Annotated in this window: 16 protein-coding genes; 8 read left to right on the top strand and 8 right to left on the bottom strand. The window is 70.6% G+C overall.

The window, feature by feature from the left end:
- Positions 1-27 precede the first annotated feature (27 nt).
- On the bottom strand, positions 28-2,277 hold the full coding sequence (locus K4G22_RS10505) for a glycoside hydrolase family 9 protein (RefSeq protein WP_425336791.1): 2,250 nt from the start codon (positions 2,275-2,277) through the stop codon (positions 28-30).
- Between the two features lie 274 nt (positions 2,278-2,551).
- On the opposite strand from K4G22_RS10505, the gene K4G22_RS10500 reads away from it, so the two are divergent.
- Entirely contained in the window at positions 2,552-2,899 is a 348-nt protein-coding gene (locus K4G22_RS10500; protein ID WP_228079621.1) for a hypothetical protein, read from the top strand.
- Positions 2,900-3,582: 683 nt separating this feature from the next.
- On the opposite strand, the gene K4G22_RS10495 is transcribed toward K4G22_RS10500, so the two are convergent.
- Positions 3,583-3,930, bottom strand: coding sequence for a VOC family protein (locus K4G22_RS10495; RefSeq protein ID WP_228079620.1), 348 nt, complete (start codon positions 3,928-3,930; stop codon positions 3,583-3,585).
- Between K4G22_RS10495 and K4G22_RS10490 the strand changes: the two genes are divergently transcribed.
- Positions 3,911-4,114 carry a hypothetical protein gene (locus tag K4G22_RS10490; RefSeq protein WP_228079619.1) on the top strand — a complete coding sequence of 68 codons (204 nt, stop codon included), beginning with the start codon at positions 3,911-3,913 and terminating at the stop codon, positions 4,112-4,114. The two genes, K4G22_RS10495 and K4G22_RS10490, sit on opposite strands and share 20 nt — an antisense overlap.
- Here K4G22_RS10490 and K4G22_RS10485 read toward each other — a convergent pair.
- The 3 genes from K4G22_RS10485 to K4G22_RS10475 all read right to left on the bottom strand — a co-directional run bounded on the left by K4G22_RS10485 (position 4,107) and on the right by K4G22_RS10475 (position 5,916).
- Positions 4,107-4,841: a tyrosine-protein phosphatase gene (locus K4G22_RS10485; RefSeq protein WP_228079618.1), complete on the bottom strand. Its 735-nt coding sequence runs from the start codon at positions 4,839-4,841 to the stop codon at positions 4,107-4,109. The genes K4G22_RS10490 and K4G22_RS10485 overlap by 8 nt on opposite strands.
- 119 nt (positions 4,842-4,960) lie before the next feature.
- Entirely contained in the window at positions 4,961-5,476 is a 516-nt protein-coding gene (locus tag K4G22_RS10480) for an SRPBCC domain-containing protein (RefSeq protein WP_228079617.1), read from the bottom strand.
- 134 nt (positions 5,477-5,610) lie between these two features.
- Positions 5,611-5,916 (bottom strand): ArsR/SmtB family transcription factor, encoded by a 306-nt coding sequence (locus K4G22_RS10475; RefSeq protein WP_228079616.1) that lies wholly within the window; start codon positions 5,914-5,916, stop codon positions 5,611-5,613.
- Positions 5,917-6,268: 352 nt separating this feature from the next.
- On the opposite strand from K4G22_RS10475, the gene K4G22_RS10470 reads away from it, so the two are divergent.
- The 5 genes from K4G22_RS10470 to K4G22_RS10450 all read left to right on the top strand — a co-directional run bounded on the left by K4G22_RS10470 (position 6,269) and on the right by K4G22_RS10450 (position 10,896).
- Positions 6,269-7,600, top strand: a complete 1,332-nt coding sequence (locus K4G22_RS10470; RefSeq protein WP_228079615.1) for a hypothetical protein — start codon at positions 6,269-6,271, stop codon at positions 7,598-7,600.
- Between the two features lie 123 nt (positions 7,601-7,723).
- Positions 7,724-8,233 (top strand): SigE family RNA polymerase sigma factor, encoded by a 510-nt coding sequence (locus K4G22_RS10465; protein ID WP_228079614.1) that lies wholly within the window; start codon positions 7,724-7,726, stop codon positions 8,231-8,233.
- Positions 8,234-8,255: 22 nt separating this feature from the next.
- Positions 8,256-9,659, top strand: a complete 1,404-nt coding sequence (locus K4G22_RS10460; protein WP_228079613.1) for a hypothetical protein — start codon at positions 8,256-8,258, stop codon at positions 9,657-9,659.
- 192 nt (positions 9,660-9,851) lie between these two features.
- Positions 9,852-10,319, top strand: coding sequence for a cupin domain-containing protein (locus tag K4G22_RS10455; protein ID WP_228079612.1), 468 nt, complete (start codon positions 9,852-9,854; stop codon positions 10,317-10,319).
- Positions 10,320-10,422: 103 nt separating this feature from the next.
- Positions 10,423-10,896, top strand: coding sequence for a MarR family winged helix-turn-helix transcriptional regulator (locus K4G22_RS10450; RefSeq protein WP_228079611.1), 474 nt, complete (start codon positions 10,423-10,425; stop codon positions 10,894-10,896).
- A gap of 287 nt (positions 10,897-11,183) precedes the next feature.
- Here the strand turns inward: K4G22_RS10450 and K4G22_RS10445 are convergent, their stop codons facing one another.
- The 3 genes from K4G22_RS10445 to K4G22_RS10435 all read right to left on the bottom strand — a co-directional run bounded on the left by K4G22_RS10445 (position 11,184) and on the right by K4G22_RS10435 (position 15,461).
- A complete protein-coding gene (locus K4G22_RS10445; protein WP_228084041.1) occupies positions 11,184-12,950 on the bottom strand; it encodes an ABC-F family ATP-binding cassette domain-containing protein in 1,767 nt (588 codons plus the stop codon).
- A gap of 351 nt (positions 12,951-13,301) precedes the next feature.
- Entirely contained in the window at positions 13,302-14,453 is a 1,152-nt protein-coding gene (locus tag K4G22_RS10440; RefSeq protein ID WP_228079610.1) for a C40 family peptidase, read from the bottom strand.
- A gap of 306 nt (positions 14,454-14,759) precedes the next feature.
- Positions 14,760-15,461 carry a DUF1707 SHOCT-like domain-containing protein gene (locus K4G22_RS10435; protein ID WP_322785083.1) on the bottom strand — a complete coding sequence of 234 codons (702 nt, stop codon included), beginning with the start codon at positions 15,459-15,461 and terminating at the stop codon, positions 14,760-14,762.
- A 334-nt stretch (positions 15,462-15,795) separates the two neighbouring features.
- Between K4G22_RS10435 and pcrA the strand changes: the two genes are divergently transcribed.
- Positions 15,796-18,288: a DNA helicase PcrA gene (gene pcrA / locus K4G22_RS10430; protein ID WP_228079609.1), complete on the top strand. Its 2,493-nt coding sequence runs from the start codon at positions 15,796-15,798 to the stop codon at positions 18,286-18,288.
- Positions 18,289-18,475 lie beyond the last annotated feature (187 nt).

The raw sequence follows: 18,475 nt of genomic DNA, 5'->3' as shown, positions 1-18,475 counted from the left end.
TCACGCGGCGACCGGCCGATCCGTCGGCTACTCGGTCGAGCCCGCACCCAGGTCGTCGGTGTACGACGCGATCCAGGACAGCGGGGCGTTCCAGTTGATGGTGATCTCGTTGGTCGCGTACGACTCGATGTCGTCGATGTAGCACATCGCCGGCGCGCAACCCTGGAGCTTGTCCTCGGCCACCGGGTCCTGCAACTCGCTGTTGGGACCACCGGCCACCGAACCGGGCGCCGGGTTCGGCAGGCTCGGGTCCAGCTGGTTCGCCCAGAACCTGTGGTGCTGGTTGTGGGCGTCACGCTCGCCGTAACCGGTCACGTACGACAGGTTCAGCGGGTTGTGACCCAGCAGGTAGTCCAGGCCGCTGAGCACCGCGTCCCGGTACGTGTCGTCACCGGTGAGGTCGTGCGCCGTGGCCAACACCACCATGTTGTTCAACACCTGGGAGTTGGAACCCCAGACGTAGTTGTCGACCGTCAACGGCACCCCGTACGCCTCGGCGTCCGTGATCGCCACCAGCGCGTCGGCCGCCTCGGCCACCGAGGCACGGATCGCCGACAGCTCGTCCGCCGACAGCTCGTTGGGCACCGTGGCCAGCGAGAGGCCGCCGAGCGCCGCCGTGTCCGCCCAGGAGAACCCGCCGCTCGGGAACACCGCCTCGGTGTCGCCGTGCAGCTCCGAGCCCAACACCGCGTCCAGGTAGGCGTCCTCGCCGGTCGTGACGAACAGCTCCGCCGCGGCCCAGTAGAACTCGTCGACCACGTTCGCGTCGCTGTAGGCACCGCCGCCGACCCCGTCGTTCGGGTCCGCCAGCAGGTCCGGGTGGGCCAGCGCCGCCGCGTAGGAGGACTCGGCCGCCGCCAGCAGCTCGTCGGCGAAGTCCGCGTCGTACTCGGCGAACAGCCGGGCGCCCTGCGCCGCCGCCGCGGCCACGTTCAACGTCGCGGCGGTGGACGGCGGGTGCAGCTCACGCGGCTGGTCGTCCCGGTGCGGCAGCGTCGGCAGCGCGGTCCACCGCGCGTCGTGCAGCTTGTGGTGCGCCAGACCGGCGAGCTCCTCGCCCTCCGGAACCCGCATGGACAGCAGGAACTCCAGCTGCCAACGCGCCTCGTCCAGGATGTCCGGCACCCCGTTGCCCTGCTCGGGAATGGCCAGCTCCCCGTCGCCCAGCGGCGCGCCGTCGGCGCCCTCGGTGGTCAACGTCCGCTCGTAGGACGACAGCAGCTGCGCCACCGAGATGCCGCCGTTGACCACGTACTTGCCGTGGTCACCCGCGTCGTACCAGCCGCCGGCCGCGTCCAGGGTGTAGTCGCACTCGTTCTGCCAGCAGGTCACGCCGTCGTCGCCCTGGTTGGGCGCGACATTGAGGTGCCCGGCCTCCCGCGCGTACTCCTCGCCCACGTACTCGGCCTCGATCTCGATGCCGCTGCGGTTGTGGTAGTAGTACGCCAGCGCGTCGGTCCGCAGCGTGGAGTAGAGGTCGTCACCGATCGCGAACGGCTCGCTGGTCTCCTCCTCGATGGTGACCGTGTAGCCGTCGCCCGGCTCGGTGACCTCGTCGAAGTCGAAACGGTGCACGTTCTGGTCGGACGACGGGTCCACGCCGAGCGGGGTGGTCGTCCCGGTCGCCACCTCGGCGCCGGCGGCGTCGTGCACCGTATAGGTGAGCGCGGTGGTGGACTCGGTCACATACGTGCCCCGCTTGGGCGCGTCCGGCAGATAGCCGACCTGGTTGACCCGCACCGGGGAGCCCGTGTCCGGCTCGTAGACCGGCGGTTCCGCGCCACCGGTCAGCGAGATGTCGTCCAGGCAGAGGGTGAACGGCTCGGCCCTGCCACCCACCTGGAACACCAACTGCGCGGCGTCGTTGTCGGTACCGACGTTGAAGACGTGCGTGATGGGCTCGGGCTCGTCCGTGATCGTGTCGACCACGGACAGCTCGGTGGCGTACGGCTCCTCGGCCTGTTGCACGGCGGTGCGGCTGGTGATCGGCACGGTCGAGGTGGCGGTGTAGGTCAGCTCATAGGTCTCGCCGGCGGTCAACGGCAGGTCGTCCTGGCCGATGATGGCGTCCCAGGGGTTGACGGTGCCCCCGGGCATGTCGGCGCAGAGCTGGCCGTCGACCACCTGGCCCTCGGTGTTGCCGGTCCACCACCAGGGGGCGGTGGTGCCGTCGGCGAAGTCGCCGTTGACGATCAGCTCGGGACCGTCGGCGGCGCCGGCGCTGGGCAGAGTGACGGCCCCGGCTATCAGGCCGGCGCCCAGGGCGACGCCGAGCAGGCGCCTGCCTCTGCGCGCGCGGACCTGCCCGCGCGGGGGATGGGAAGGACGTTGGGTCACGGCTCGATCCTTCGACGGAGGGGTGGGGGGTGGGTGGGGTGTGGTGGGTCGTTGGGTGGGGGTGTGGGTGGGGGGTTGGGTGGTTGGTTGGGTGGGGTGGTTGGGTGGGGCGTGGGAGCGCTCCCAAGTATCGTCGAGTGGGTGACGGGGACCCGTCAACCCCTCGTAGGCCCCCGAGAGTTGACAAAAGTAACCACCGGTAAACTCCGCTTTCATGAATGTACTGATTCATATTGTTCTCGCGCTGCACATCATCGGTATCGCCGCGTTGCTGGGGGGTTTCCTGGAGCAGGTGAGGTCCATAAAGACAGGTGAGGTCGCTGTTACCTCTGGGATGTTGCACGGCGCGGCCAATATGCTGATCACCGGGATCGCCCTGGTCGGCCTGAACCAGGCCGACGATCAGGAGGTCAACAACACCAAGATCGCTGTCAAGTTGGGCATCCTGGTGGTCATCCTGGCGCTGGTCTATGTGAAGCGCGGCGAGAAGGTGTCGCCGGCGATCTTCGGCGCCATCGGGGTGCTGACCGCGGCCAACATCTTTATCGCCACCATCTGGTGACCGCCCCCGCCGGGGCGGCGAACCGCGTGCGGTGAGTGGTGAGTGGTGAGCGGTGAGTCGCGAACCGTGCGCCGTGCGCCGCGAGCCGTCGGGGGGTGCGGCATGCGCGGTGCGGGTGGGGTGGGTGGGGCCGGTGGTACCCGTGCGGCGATCGGTGCGGGTGGCGCGGGTGTGGCGAACGGTGCGAGTTGGCGTGAGTGGCGTGGACGGTACGAAACGGTTTCGTTTTGGGTCGTCGTTTCATGCCGAGGTGTAGTCGAACGAGCCGGTGCCGGGGCGAGGAGCCCGGGGCGCCGGCCTTTTTCGTGTGTGGGTGCTGCCCGGAGGCAGGGGGTCTCCGATCGAAACGAAACGGTTTCGTTCGGGGTGGGGCGGGGGCGGGATGGGACGCGGCTGAGTGCTGGGACGCGGCCGGGTGGGGGAGCGGCGAGGGGACTGGGTACGAAACGGTTTCGTATCTGGCGTCCCGGGTCCGGCGTCCCGGGTCCGGCGTCCGGGTCCGGCGTCCGGCTCCGAGATCCGGCTCCGGCGTTCCGGCCCGGGCACCCGGAGTCAGCGCGCGCCAGTGGCCGGTGGGGTGGCGGCCGGACCGCCGGTGGCCGCCCTCAACGAGCCCGCGCGACCAACGCTTTCGTCAGTGGTCCCGGTCGGCCGACGTCGTCGCGAAGGGCGGCGCACCGGCGTCAGCGGTGGCTCAGCACGTTGATCACCCGGCCGTCGGGGTCGCGGACGAAGAACCGTCGCACGCCCCACTCCTCGTCCCGCAGGGGATGCACGATCTCCGCACCGCTGGCCAGGACCGCCGCGTGGACCGCGTCCACGTCATCCACCTCCACGCTCAGGTCCGGCGGAACCGGTGCGGTCTTGTCGCTGGTCAGGAAGCTGACCTGGACCGCCGGGGCGGACGGCGAGGCGAACGTCGTGATCCAGCCGTGGTCCATCGCCTCCTCGAAGCCCAGCGTGCGATAGAACTCCCGGTTCTCCGGGGTCGCTTCCGAGTGGAGGATCGGCATGGCACGACGAATGGTCATCGACAACTCCCAGTGTGTGGTGGTGTACGAGCGGGACATGTCCCGGGCATGGCCGTTCTCCCTGGCCCCGGCGTGGGCGCGCACGGGCGACGCCGGCCGGCGCGCGCTTCGGAGTGCGGTGCTGCTCGGCGAGGAGCCGTCGCCACGCCCGGGTGCTCGGCGGCTCTCGCGGCCCGTCACGTGACGGGTTCGAGCAGCTTCCGGCGCAGCTGAGCGGTGAGGTCAGCGTCAACGCCCACGTGGTGCGACAGGTATTGGTGTACGGAACCGTGTCGTTCTCTTAGTCCCGCCAGGAACAGCGTCATCACCTCGGTCGGAGCGGTTCCGTAGCCGGGCCAGCTCGGGCGCTGTCCCGGGTGGTCGGCGAGCCAGTCGGCGAGCAGGTGCGGGGTGGCCAGCCGGGTGAGGGCGAAGTCCTCGACGATGGTCCGCTCTGGCACCGCCAGCAGGTCGAGGATCAGCGCGGCCAGCAGGCCCGTGCGGTCCTTCCCGGACGCGCAGTGGAACGCCACGGGCCCTTCGCTGGTGGCGATCAGCTCGATGGCCGCGCGCAGTTCGGCCACTCCGTCCTTGGCGACCTCCCCGTACCTCTCCGCGAGGTACGGTCCCGTTTCGATCTCGGGGCCGAGGCTCGCCTGGTCATAGGGGCGGTGCTCGACGCTGAGGTTGTGGTAGACGAACGAAGGGTGTTCGGGCACCCGGCCCTTGGCGGAGATCTCCCATGGGTACCTCAGGTCGATCACCGTTCCGATGCCGAGCCCCAGAAAGCGGTCCAGATCCGCGCCCTGGAGTTTGCTGAGAGAATCCGACCGAAAAAGCAGCCGGCTGCGGATCTTTTCCCCGCTTTTCGTCGAGTAGCCGCCCATATCGCGGAAGTTGTGCAGTCGTGCGAATGGTATATGTCTGTCCACGATTACCGATCCTCTCAGAGCAGACCGGCGGACCGGCGGACCGGCGAACGGGCAGACCGGCGAACGGGCGGACCCGCGAACCGGCGGGTTGGCGAACCGGTGGGCTGAACGGGGCCCGGTCAGATGAGGCCGGCGTAGTGCGCGGCGAGTGACTCCGCCCCGCCCCACGCGTCGTCCGGCGGCGCCCCGTCGCAGCAGCCGGTCAGCGCGTCGAGGATCAGATGCCAGCCGATCGCGAAGTCCGTCGCCGGTTCGCGGATCAACTCCCGGTGATCGAGGAGCAGTCGGGTACCCTCGGCGGCCGGCTCCACCCACCAGGTGACGACGGAGGTCGGCAGTCCCTCCCAGCGCCAGCTGTGTGTCAACTCGCCGGCGCCCCCGTCGGCGGTGGGAGGACGCAGCGTGAGTACGGTGCCGGTCGCCGCCCCCTCGTCGCCGAAGTCGAAGCGCGCCTCCCCGCCGACCCGCGGGTCTATCGAACAGCCCGGCAGCCAGACGGCCAACTTGGCCGGTGTGGTCAGCGCTTCCCAGACTCTGCTGGGGTGGTGTCGGAGCAGCCGGTCGAAGCGGATGTGGAAGGCGCCGTTCGCGCCGACGCCCAGTGTTCCGGCTCCCGCCGGCGGTCGTTCACCCATGATGCCGCCCCAATCCCCTTGATCCCTTGATGCCTTGATCCCTTGGTCGACCGCTCGGCCGCTCGACCGCTCGGCCGCTCGGCCGCTCGGCCGCTCGGCCGCTCCGCCGCTCGGCCGCTCGACCCCTCCGCTGGTCAGATCTCTTCTTGGTCGAGCGCGGACTCCAGGGCGTCGAGGGCCTGCGCCCAGCGGTTCGCCTGAGCGGAGAGCCAGTCGCCCGCCTCGACCAGGGGAGCCGGGTTGAGCCGGTAGATCCGCTGGGTTCCGGCGCGACGCACCGTGAGCACGCCCCCCTCGACCAGGATGCCGAGATGCTGCGAGATCGCCGGACGGCTGCTGTCGAACCGGGCCGCGATCGCGCCGGCGTTCAACTCGCCGGTGGCGAGCAGCTCCACGATCCGACGCCTGGTCGGATCGGCGAGGGTGTCAAGCGCTGACATGGCAAGAGTGTAAGCGTTTCCTTACGTTTCGGCCAGCTCGCCCCTGCCGTCCCTGTCCCTGCTGCCCCAGCCCCTGGTGCCCCGGGCCTGGGCGATCCGGGCCCCGGCGATCCAGGCCCCGGCGCCCCGCGGGGAGTTGGGGCCCGGTGGCATTGACGACGGGGGTTGTCGGACGGGCCCGTCCCGTGGACTCCCCGGCTCCCGAACTCGCGAAAAAAACTTTGGCAACTCCTGCGACATCACCAAGAGCTCGGCGCGTCAGTAAGGGTGACGGGGCGAGATTCGCGGGGGAGCGGGCTCGCCGGAGGGGCCGCCAGGCCCTAGCTGCGAGAGCCTGAAGAGAGAGGCACAGATGAGCGAGCAGGCGGACCAGAAGGTACGGGGGATGCTGTCGAAACGCCGGTTGCCGCTGGCAGCGGCGGTTGCCGCGGCGGCTGCGGTCTCCATGGTCGCGGCTTCGTCCAGCCACGCCGACGAGACGCCGCTGTCGACGGCCGGAACGGCAGGCGCCGAGCAGGCCGGCGGCGCCGAGGTCCCGGGCACGGGCGAGGAGCTGATCGCCACGCTGACGGCGCTGCTGCCCCAGGAGTTGGAGATCACCGACTCCTCGGGCTCGGGGCTCGATGAAAGCCCGGACTCCTCCGCCTGGTTGGTGGCCGAGGACGGCTCCGGCGGCACCACGTTCGATCTGAGCGTCCATCGCTGGGCCACGGAGGACTGGCACGACATCGCCGGCTGTCAGGGCTTCGGCGAGGTCGAGGAAGGCTTCACCTGCGAGGAGACCGTTCTGCCGGACGGTTCCATCCTGTCCTATGTGACCTGGGAGTTCGTCGAAGAGGGCGATGCCGAGGAGGGCTTCGAGCCCTACCACGACAAGTCATGGGAGGTCTGGCTTGAGGGCCCCGGAGGGGAGGGCCTTGACGAGCCGGGCGGTCGGACGGTGCTGCTCAGCGAGAACAAGGATCTGACGGACGTCGCCGATCCGGACGCCCACACCCCGCTGCTGAGCCAGGAGCAGCTCACCGATGTGGTGCTGTCTCCCGTCTGGCAGCAGGTGTTGGATGCCGCGGACGAGCAGTACGGCCCTCCGGAGGACTGGGAGGGGGGACCGCCCAGCGAGATTCCGGCAGCCGAGCTGCGGAGCGTCTTCCGTTCGCTGGCCCCCGAGGGGCTGGAGATCACGGACGGGTCGGACGACGAGTTGGGCAGCGCGAGCCTCACGGTCGATGACGGCGAGGGGCCGGCCCTGGTGGAGATCACCGCCTTTGACGCCGGCTTCGACGAGAGCTTCGGCGAGATAGCGGAGGGCTCGCTGGCTGGCGAGGAGCTGCACGCCGTTTTGCCCGTCGACGAGTTCGACGGCGCGATAGGCCACGAGGTGATCATCGACGAGGTGATCGATGAGGAGTGGGCCGCCGACGAGGCGCTGGACGAGCCCCGGTGCGAGGACAGCGTTCTGGACGACGGCACCGAGCTGAGCGTCTGCGACTGGCCCGCCAGCGCGGAGGACTCGACGGCGATCAGCTGGGCCGTCATCACCTACCCGAACGGCGCCTCGATCGACATCACCGCCTACAACACGGCGGATTGGGACTCCGAGCCCACCCGCGGTGACGCGGTTCTGAGTGCGGACGAGCTGGCTGAGATCGTGGTCGCCGACGAGTGGCGGGCCTTCTTCAGCTGATTTCGCCCGACGAGACAGTGGCCCGGGCGGCGCCCACCGAGGGCGCCGCCCGAGTAGGACAACACCGGACCGCTTCACGTCGATCGACGTGATGCGGCAACAGAGGAAGAGCCAGGGGGCGTGATGAGGCGGCGGGACGAAGAGTCTTATCGCCAGTTCGCCGAGGGCCGGGGCCCGGCGCTCTACCGTTCGGCATGTTTGATGACCAGCGGCGACACCCATCTCGCCGAGGATCTCGTGCAGGAGACCCTCGGGCGCATGTACACGATGTGGAATCGCAGACGCTGCATCGAAAATCCGGGCGCATACGCCAAGAAGGTGCTGGTCCGCGTCTATCTGACCCACCGAAGACGGCGCAGCAGCGACGAGCAGCCCGCCCCCTGGCTGCCGGAACAGCCCATCGAGATAGGAGACTCGTCGCTGAGGGTCACCCTGCTCCAGGCCCTCGCCGCCCTTCCACGCAAGGACCGGGCGGTGCTGGTCCTGCGGTACTGGGAGGACCTGAGCATCGAGCAGACGGCCGCCGCCATGAGCACCAGCTCCAGCGCCGTCCGCTCCCGCAGCAGCAGGGCCCTGGTCAAGCTCAGGGCCCAGCTGGAGCACACCGGCTTCGCCGAACTCACCGCCGTCTGAGGCCGGCGAAAGGGAACTTCAGATGACGAACCACCCGCACCCCAGCAATGAACCACAGCCCACCAACCAGCCGTACACGAGTCAGCCGCACCCCAACCAGCAGCACGGCAACGAGCCGCGCTCCACGCATGAGCCCTATGGCGCGGATGGTCTGACGCCCCTCGAACGTGAGCTGGCGCAGCAGCTGCGGCAGGCCGGCGTCGGCTACCACCGGGTGCCGGAGCTGCTCGCCGACGCGGGCCTGCGGCGCGGGCGGGCGCGGCTGTGGCGCCGCAGGGCGGCAACGGTCACGGGCGCCCTGGCCGTCGTCGGCATCGCCGTGGCCGCCACCCAACTGCCCGGTGGCGGGTCGGAGCGGTTCGAGGACACGCCGCCCGCCGTCGCCAGCGTGCCGGATTCCGGTTCGGAGATGGTCGAGACCCTTGAGGAGCTGCTGCCCGAGGGCCTCCAGGTGAGCGGCGGCGACGCCGTCGACGTGCGGTCCTCAGGAGATCCGTCGGTCTCGGTCCGGATCAGCGACGGAGGGGCCAGCTTCGAGCTGGATGTCATGATGCTCCGCTGGGAGACGGACGACTGGCGTTCCTTCGCGGGATGTGGCGGATTCGAACGGGACGTGGTCGGTCGCTGTGCCGACACCGAGCTGCCCGACGGCTCGGTCCAGACGATTGTGGAGACGGCCTGGGGAGGGGCCGAGGGGGTGGCCGGCTTCGACGGGGACGAGGATCTGGACACCTCCGGGGACGGGGCCAGCCCGCAGCGCGGCTGGGATGTGTGGTGGGAGGCGCCCACCGGTTGGGGGCCGGGCAAGGACGGCCTGCGGCAGCTGTCCGTCAGTCTCCGCGTCGACGGGCCCCAGGCCCTGGAGGCCGATTTGGTGCCGTTGCTCAGCGAGGAGGAGCTGATCGAGATCGCCCATGCCCCGGTCTGGCAGGAGGTTTTCCGCCTCGCCGACGAGCACCACGGCGCGCCGGGCGATTCGCTTGACGACGAGATCACCTCCGATGTTCCGACGGAGGATCTCCACGCGACCTTCGAGATGTTGGTGCCCGAAGGGCTGGAGGTCTCGGAGCGTCGGGGCCAGTACGGGGGCAGCGCCTCGCTGGTCCTGACCGACGGGGAGGTCTCCGCCGAGGTCGACATCACGGGCTACGCTCCGGGGAGTTTCGACGAGGGCGGCGAACCCGATCCCGAGTGTCTCAACGAGACGCTGGCCGACTCCACGACGGTCTCCCTCTGCCTGGTCACCGGCGAGCCCACAGATGCGTCCTCCGACGGGGCGCCCGGCATCTATGCCGATGTCTACTACCCCAACGGCGCCTCGATCGACATCCTGCACACGACCACGGAAGGCGCCGAAGGGCCGCTGAGCGAGGAGCAGATCCTGGAGATCGCCAGTGCCCCCGAGTGGCAGGAGTTGCTGCGCTGACGCCGCTCGCCGTCCACGAGGGTTCAGCGGGCGGCGCCAACCTCCGGTGTGCCGCGCCTCCCCCATTTATGTTGCCGGCCACATGGGTGTCGGGATACATTTAAGTGGCTGGCCACTTAAGCCGTCCCCGGGCGGGCCGGACTTCGCGTGACCAGCCATCCCTGGCCGTCCTCAACCGTCGAGGAGAATCCCATGACCCTGGCTCATCTGGCGCAGCGCGAGCAGCAGCAGAAGCTCGAATGGCTCGACGGAGGCACGTTCTCCGTGCTGCTCGGCAAGGACGACACCGAGGGGAAGCTCACCGTGGGCCGGTTCGATGTCCCCCGGGGCGAGGCGCCGCCGTTCCATCTGCACACGCGCGAGGATGAGGTGTTCCTGCTCCTCAAGGGCACCGCCGTGGTGTGGTGCGGCGACGAGGAACACGAGTTGGGTGAGGGAGGGATCGTCTACCTCCCGCGCGGCATCCCGCACTCCTACCGCATCACCTCCCAGCGCGCGGACCTCCTCATGATCACCACACCCGGCGGTATCGAGGGCATGTTCCGCCATGCCGGACGGGACGTGACCACACCGCGTCCCGAGGGCTTCGAGCTCTCCCCTTCCCTGCTGGCGGAGGCCTCCGAGCTGTACGGAAACGTCATCGTCGGCCCACCGCGATGACGGGGCGCATGGTTCGCACGGCGGTGGCACCCCTGTCCTCTATCCTCTTTCGCGGCGGCGGTGCTTCGGTCTCCCGCCCACACCGAGCCGAGGAGCAGCAGCGTTGAACGATCCCGGACCGCCGCTGCCGAGCTCGGCCCGCGAGGGACGCCTGAGCCACGCGGTCTTCCAGCTCGCCCGAGCCCACCGGAGCCGCGCCGCCGCCATGCTTCGCGCCATGGACCTCCACCCGGGGCAGGAGCTGCTGCTGATGCGGCTCTTCGACAAGGACGGCCAGCCCCAGTCCGAACTCCTCGGCAGCGTCGGCCTGGACCACTCCACCGTCTCCAAGTCCCTGCGCCGGATGCGGGACGCCGGACTGCTCACCCGCGAACCGGCGGCGCACGACCGGCGGGCGGCGGTCATCTGGCTTACCGAGAAGGGGCGCGCCCTGCGGGAGCCCCTCACGGCGATGTGGCGGACGCTGGAGGAAGCGTCCGTGCGGGATCTGAGCCCCGAGGAGGTCGACGCCTTTATCGACATCGCCCACCGGATCGAGGGGGCGGTCGGCGACCGTGACCGCCCACCGCCGCCGTAGCCCCGTCCGGGTATCCGGGCCCCGGGAAGGTGCCGCCTGAGGCGGCCCCGATTCGCCACGGATGACGCGAGATCAGCCGCGCGTCACCGAGCCGGGCCCGCCGACAAGGGTGGTGGTACAGGCTGCGGGCCCACGGCGATGCTCGCCCACCAGCGACAACTCGACCTGACGAGATGTGTCCTCAGACGGAGCACACGATCAGCCGAAGACCGTCTACCCGTACGGCGGTTACCGTCACGACTGATCAAGTTCGATACCGCGATCAACCCTCGGTCCAAGAGGCCAGGCTAGTGCGGCGGTTCGATCCGGCCGTCCCGCAGGGCCAGATGGCGGCCGGTGAAGCGGCTGCGGAGGAGGCGGTCGTGGCTGACGACCACGAGGGTGCCGTCGTAGTCGGCGAGCGCGGTCTCCAGGTCCTCGACCAGGGCGGGCGAGAGATGGTTGGTGGGCTCGTCCAACAGCAGCACGTCCACCGGGTCGCTGACCAGGCGCGCCAACTCGATGCGGCGCCGCTGCCCGTAGGAGAGTTCGCCGACCTTCAGGCTCAGCTCGTCCAAGCCGAACAGGCCGAGGGAGAGCAGGCTCTGGATGTGTTCGTCCAGGTCGCCGGGGTTCTCCCGGCCATGGGCGAAGGCCCGCAGCACGCTGTAGCGGGCGGGCCAGGGCGTCTCCCGCTGGCGCAGATGGCCGACGTTCCCCGCGACCCTGACGGTTCCCGCGTCGGGCGGCAGCTCTCCGGCGATCACACGCAGCAGCGTGCTCTTCCCGGCGCCGTTGGGCCCGGTGATCAGCACCCGGTCGGCCTGGGCAAGGCGCAGCGACGGCACGAGAAGCCGGTCGCCCACCCGGACCTCGGTCAACTCCACATCGGGGCCCGCCCCTTCGCCACCCCGACCGCCATCCCGTCCGCCATCCCGACGGCCAGCACGGTCGTCCGGCGCCACGGCCGGGCCGCCGTCCGCCGGGCCGCCGTCCCCCGGGCCGCCGTCCGCCAGGTCGCCGTTCGCGAGGTCGGTTCTGATGCGGGCGGTGAAGGTCAGCGGGTCAGGGGGCGGGGTGACGGGGTTGGCGGTGAGCCGTTCGACGCGCTCCTTGGCGTTTCGGATGCGGCTCATCGCGCCATGGTCCCGGTTGCGGGACCGGAAGGCGCCGGAGCCGAAGCTGGCCATCGGGTTCTTGCGGGGGATGGCGTCGAGCCGGTTGACCTGGGCGTCGGCGACGCGCTCGTGGCGTTCGAGTTCGGCGAGCCATGTCTCGTACTGCTGGAGCCGGCGGCGGCGTTCGGCCGCCTTGGCGGTCAGATAGCCGTCGTAGCCGTCGCCGTAACGGGCGACCCGGCCGGCGTCGATCTCCAGCACGGTGGTGGTGAGTTGGTCCAGGAAGACCCGGTCGTGGGTGACCGCGATCACCGTGCCGGCATGGGCGCGGAGCTGGGACTCCAGCCAGGCGACGGCCTGGTCGTCCAGATCGTTCGTCGGCTCGTCCAGCAGCAGCAGCTCAGGCTGGGAGGCCAGCGTGGCGGCCAGCGCCAACCGGGATCGCTCGCCGCCGGAGAGCGTGCCCAACCGGCGGTCCCTTGCCAGCTCCGGCAGCCCGAGCGCGTGCAGGGCGATGTCCACCCTGGCCTCCGCCTGGTATCCGTCGCGCGCCTCGTACCGTTCGACGAGGATGGCGTACTGGGCCATGGCCTCGTCCAGTGCGGGCCCCGAGCGCCGGCCGAGATCCGCCTCGGCGCGGCGCATGCGTTCCTCAAGCTGGCGCAGGTCGGCGAGGGCGAGGTCGATCGCCTCCGCGACGCTGGCCCTGGGCGGCAGCGCCAGGGTTTGCGCCAGATAGCCGAGCCCGCCGGGCGCCGAGACGGTCAACTCGCCGTGGTCCGGGCGCTCGTAGCCCGCGATCAGACGCAGCAGGGTGGACTTCCCCGACCCGTTGTCACCGATCACACCCACCTTCTCGCCGGGCTTGACCGCGAAGCTGACCCGATCGAGGACGACCTTCTCGTCGTACGCCTTGGTGATGTTGTGCAGCGTGAGCTGGGAGGGGCTGCTGGGCACGGACACGGAGGTTCTCCCGGGGTGAGTGACGGCGGAGGTCGGGCAGAGGTTCAGGGAGAACGCATTTCGGCAGGGTAGACGGGCCTCCCACGGGCTGGCAATGATCACGAGCGGCGACGGTGTCGCGACGCCTGGTCCAGCGCGGGACGGCAGGGAACGGGACCGCGCCACGGCACCGGAGTGATCGTCGACGGGCGGCGGGATCGCCGAGGGCGGGCGCGTCAGAGGCCGTTGGCGGACGCGGCACGGGGATCGCGCGACGGGCGGCGACGACGCCGGGGCGGCGGTCGCGGTCGGCGCCGGCGCTCCGCGCCGCGCCGCGCGGCCGACCGTCGTGGAACGGGGCCGTGGTCAGCCGGGGCGTACCGCGCTGTGCCAGGGCATGTTGTCGATGGACTCGTACTTGATGACATCGCCCGGCTTGGGCGCGTGGATCATCTGGTTGTTGCCGACATAGAGCCCGACATGGCTGATGTCGTCGTAGAAGAAGATCAGGTCGCCCGGCTGGATCTGGTCGCGCGGGATGGTGGTGCCGATGTTCACCTGGTCCCAGGTGACCCGGGGTATCTCCACGCCTGCGGCGCGCCACGCGGCCTGCGTCAGGCCGGAGCAGTCATAGGAGTTGGGCCCGGTGGCGCCCCACACATAGGGCTTGCCCAGCTCGCCCTCGGCGAAGGCGATGGCGGCCTCGGCCATCGAGGCGTGCTCGCCGCCGGGGGCGGGCTGCTCCGGCTGCTGCTCCTGCTCTTCCCGCTCCTCGGCCTCGGCGGCCTCCTGGGCGGCCCGTTCGCGCTCGGCCTGCTCCTGGCGTTCGCGCTCCCGCGCCAGCCTGGCCTCCTCGGCCTGGCGGGCGGCCTCTTCCTCCTCCAGCCGCTCCAACTCGTCGAGCTCGGCCTGCTCCTCGTCGCTGAGCTGGTCCAACAGGGCCCGCGCCTCGGCCAGCCGGTCCTGGACGGCGTCCTTCTGGTCCTGGAGGTCGGTCTCCCGCTGCTCCAGCTCGGAGAGCGCCTCGGTCGCCGCGTCCCGCTGGTCGTCGGCGGCCTGCTCGTGGGACTGGAAGTTGTCCAGCGCGTGCTGTTGGAGCGAGGTCAGCCGGTTGAGGGTGTGGCCGGTGTCGAAGAAGCTCTTGGGGTCGTCGGCGAGCAGCAGCGCGGCGGCGTCCGGCAGGCCGCCGGTGCCCGCGCGGTACTGGGCGGCGGCCATCGAACCGAGCGTCTGACGCGCCTGGTTGACCTGCTCCGTGGCGTGCTCCACGGCCTCCAACGCGGCGTCCACCTCGGCCTGTTGCGCGTCGACGTCCTCCTGCGCCTCGTTGTAGTACTGGGTGGCCACACCGGCCTCGTGGTAGAGCTGGTCGACCCGCTCGCGCACCTCGCGGGCCCGCTCGGCGGCGGAGTCGGCGCGGTCGCGCTGCTCCTCGATCGCCGGGGGCTCGTCGTCGTCGGCGAACGCGGGGTTGCTGAGCAGCGTTGCCGAGGCGAGAGCCGCTGCCCCCACGCTCATGGCGCCACGACGCGCGGACGGGGACTCCAGAAAGCCGCCGCGCGGCTTGCGGTGAGTGCCCAAGGCCGGTGTCTCCTATCCCTGTCCGCTCGTTGCCTCCGGCGGATTCGCCGCACGGTGGTGGGGACGCCCACGAGCGGGGCGGCCCGTGCCGCCGGGTGCGACGTCAGGGGAGCGGGCCACCTGGCGGTGCACGCTAGTCAGTCGGTGGGGCCTTTGGGAAGGCTGATGAGCGATATGACCGAAACCGTTTTGTGATCTGCGCTACCCGGGGGCCGGGGCCGGGTAGCCGTGGCCGTCCCTTCGTCACGCCGGGTTGTCGCGCAGCCGGCGGCGCTCCCAGCGGTTGGGGTTGCGCACGGTCACGCCGCCCATGCCGCAGCTGCCGGTGACCCAGATGATCGGGGCGTTCGGATTGCTCGGCACATCGCCGCCGGCCACCTTGTTGCGCAGGCCGCCCATCGAGGGATCGCAGCCCGAGGAGTCCACCCGCCAGCCCTCGGGGACGATGACGGTGACGCCGCCCATGTCGCCGTGCATCTCTATCTCGGTCTCGCCGGCGGGGATGTCCGCCCGGGTGAAGTCCAGCTTGACGCCCCCGAGTCCGGCCTTGGCGACGATCCGGCTCGGCACCTGCCAACGGCCCACGCGCTCGGCGCCGTGCATGCCGCCCTTGAGGGTCAGCACATCGGGTCCGGTCCGCGCCGGGCCCATGGCGGGCGGCCCCTGCTGGAAGGGGCTGGGCAGGTCGGCGGTGAGCGGGGCCAGTTCGCCGTAGGTCTTCGCGGCGAACGCCAACTCCAGTCGTTCCTCCAGCTCGTCCAGGTCCAGCCGGCCGTCGCCCGCCGCCTCGCGCAGCCGCTCGGCGACCGCCTCGCGGTCGGTGTGCGACGCGCGCAACCCGCTCCTGGGGTCGGTCGGCGCCCCGTGGCCCCTGGGCGCTGGGGCCGACGACGCGGTGTCGGTCGCTGGCTGCTCCGGCTCCGTCGGCTGGCTGCTGGATGTCATGGAAGGCGATCTCCTCGTTCGATCACGGGCGGGCGTTCGGGGGCGTTCGTTCACGGGCGTTCGTTCACGGGCGGGCGTTCGGGGGCGGGCGTTCACGGGCGGGGCCCGACCGCCGGGCGATCGCCGTCGCGAGTGTGTCGCCCGACGCGTTCACGGTAGCCATCGGGGAGCGGGATGTCGCTCGTCGGGAGGGGATCTCGGGGCCGAGTCCGGGCCGTCTTCAGGGAGGACCCGGAGCGGAGTCAGGGGAGGCCCGGAGCGGACGCCGGACCGTTCTCGGGGTTTTCCCAGTCGGTCGGCCGCTGTCACAGGGTGGGCCTAGACTCGGTGAGCGATGAGCGGCCTCTTCGATGACAGCGCACTGGCGGACCTCGACCCCACTCCGGACGAGGAGCCGCCGCCCGAGCCTGAGGACCCGGCGGGTGGCGCCGATCCCGGGGGCGTGCCGGACGATCTCTTCGCCGGCACCTTCGCCGGCTCACGCGCCATGGCCGCCGAGGACGCCTACTACCGCGACGGCGCGCGCAAGCCGATCGGTGATCCGGCCGCGCTGCTGGAGGGCCTCAACGAACAGCAGCGCGAGGCCGTCACCCACAGTGCCGGCCCGCTGCTGATCGTCGCCGGCGCGGGTTCGGGGAAGACCCGGGTGCTCACCCACCGCATCGCCTATCTGCTCTCCGCGCGCGGCGCGCACCCCGGGCAGATCCTCGCGATCACGTTCACCAACAAGGCCGCCGGCGAGATGCGGGAGCGCGTCGAGGAGTTGGTCGGTCCGCGCGCCAACGCGATGTGGGTGATGACGTTCCACAGCGCCTGTGTGCGGATTCTGCGCCGGGAGAGCAAGCAGCTGGGGTTCACCTCCAGTTTCTCCATCTATGACGCGGCGGACTCCAAGCGGCTGATGGCCCTGGTCTGCCGTGATCTCGAGCTGGACCCCAAGCGCTTCCCGCCCAAGTCCTTCAGCGCCAAGGTGTCCAACCTCAAGAACGAGCTGATCGACCCGGAGGACTTCGCCGTCCAGGCGGCCGGGGGCGCCTCCCAGGGGGAGTCCGGGGGCAGCTTCGAGAAGACGCTGGCCGAGGTGTACACGATGTACCAGGCGCGGCTGCGCGAGGCCAACGCGCTGGACTTCGACGACATCATCATGACCACGGTCCATCTGCTCCAGGCGTTCCCCGATGTCGCCGAGCACTACCGCCGCCGCTTCCGGCACATCCTGGTGGACGAGTACCAGGACACCAACATCGCCCAGTACACGCTGATCAGGCAGCTGGTGGGGGAGCCGGGCGGGGCGGTCGAGCCGGCGGAGCTCTGTGTGGTGGGCGACGCGGACCAGTCGATCTACGCCTTCAGGGGCGCCACCATCCGCAACATCCTCCAGTTCGAGCAGGACTTCCCGCAGGCAGGCACCCTGCTGCTGGAGCAGAACTACCGCTCCACCCAGACGATCCTGACGGCCGCCAACGCGGTGATCGCCCGCAACGAGGACCGCCGCCCGAAGAACCTCTGGACCAACGAGGGCGGCGGCGCCCGGATCGTCGGCTATGTCGCGGACACGGAGCATGACGAGGCCCAGTTCGTCGCCGACGAGATCGACCGGCTGACGGACGCGGGGGACGCCAGGCCGGGCGAGGTGGCGATCTTCTACCGCACCAACGCGCAGTCCCGGGTCTTCGAGGAGGTCTTCATCCGCGTCGGCCTGCCCTACAAGGTCGTCGGCGGCGTCCGCTTCTACGAGCGGCGCGAGGTCAGGGATGTGCTGGCCTATCTGCGGGTGTTGGCCAACCCGGAGGACACGGTCCCGCTGCGGCGCGTCCTGAACGTGCCCAAGCGCGGCATCGGCGACCGGGCCGAGGCGATGATCGAGGCGTTGGCGCTGCGCGAGCGGATCTCCTTCGCCCAGGCGCTGCGCCGGGTGGACGAGGCGTACGGGATGGCCGCGCGGTCGGCCAACGCGGTCCGGCGGTTCAACACGCTGCTTGAGGAGCTGCGCACGGTGGCGGAGTCCGGTGCGGGCCCGGCCACCGTGCTGGAGGCGGTGCTGGAGCGCACGGGCTATCTGGCGGAGTTGCAGTCCTCCACCGATCCCCAGGACGAGACCCGGGTGGAGAACCTCCAGGAGCTCGCGGCCGTCGCCCTGGAGTTCGAGCAGGAGCGCGCCCAGGCGGAGGAGGCGTCCCCCGGCACGCTGGCCGACTTCCTGGAGCGGGTCGCGCTGGTCGCCGACTCCGACGAGATCCCGGACGAGGCGGACGCCGGCGGCGTGATCACGCTGATGACGCTGCACACCGCGAAGGGCCTTGAGTTCCCGGTGGTGTTCCTGACCGGCCTGGAGGACGGCGTCTTCCCGCACATGCGCTCGCTCGGCAAGACCAAGGAGCTGGAGGAGGAGCGGCGGCTCGCCTATGTCGGGATCACGCGCGCCCGCCAGCGTCTCTACGTCACGCGCTCCGCGCTGCGCAGCGCCTGGGGCCAGCCGCAGCACAACCCGCCGTCCCGTTTTCTGGAGGAGATCCCCGAGGAGCATCTGGACTGGCGGCGCACCGGTCCGCTGGTGCGGCAGGAGCCGCCGTCCGCCGGTTCGGCCGCGCTCGGCGTCGGCCGTGGCGGCCGGCGTGTCGGGGCGGGCGGCTTCGCCACGGGGCGGATGGCGGACCGGCCCGTGGTGGCGTTGGCGCCGGGGGATCGGGTGACGCACGACAGCTTCGGCATGGGGACGGTCGTCGCCGTGCAGGGCGAGGGCGATCGGGCCGAGGCGTCCATCGACTTCGGCGGCGAGAAGCCGAAGCGGCTGCTGCTGCGCTACGCCCCCGTGGAGAAGCTCTGAACGACGCGGCTCCCGGGGCGGGCCTGGGGTGATCCCGGCGTCGTCATGGCATGTTCGCCGTGGATGCCGGCAGTGTCGCCGTCATGTCACAGACCCGAGTAAGGGCTTGTGGTGAGGCGTTGCTGAGCGATTAGCTGCTTCCGGCACGTTTCGTACTTCAGTTCCTTCCTGTCCGGAGTACGACTTC

Source organism: Streptomyces profundus (genome assembly GCF_020740535.1).
GTDB classification, from domain to species: Bacteria; Actinomycetota; Actinomycetes; order Streptomycetales; family Streptomycetaceae; genus Streptomyces; species Streptomyces profundus.
This window is presented reverse-complemented; position numbering and strand designations above follow the sequence as displayed.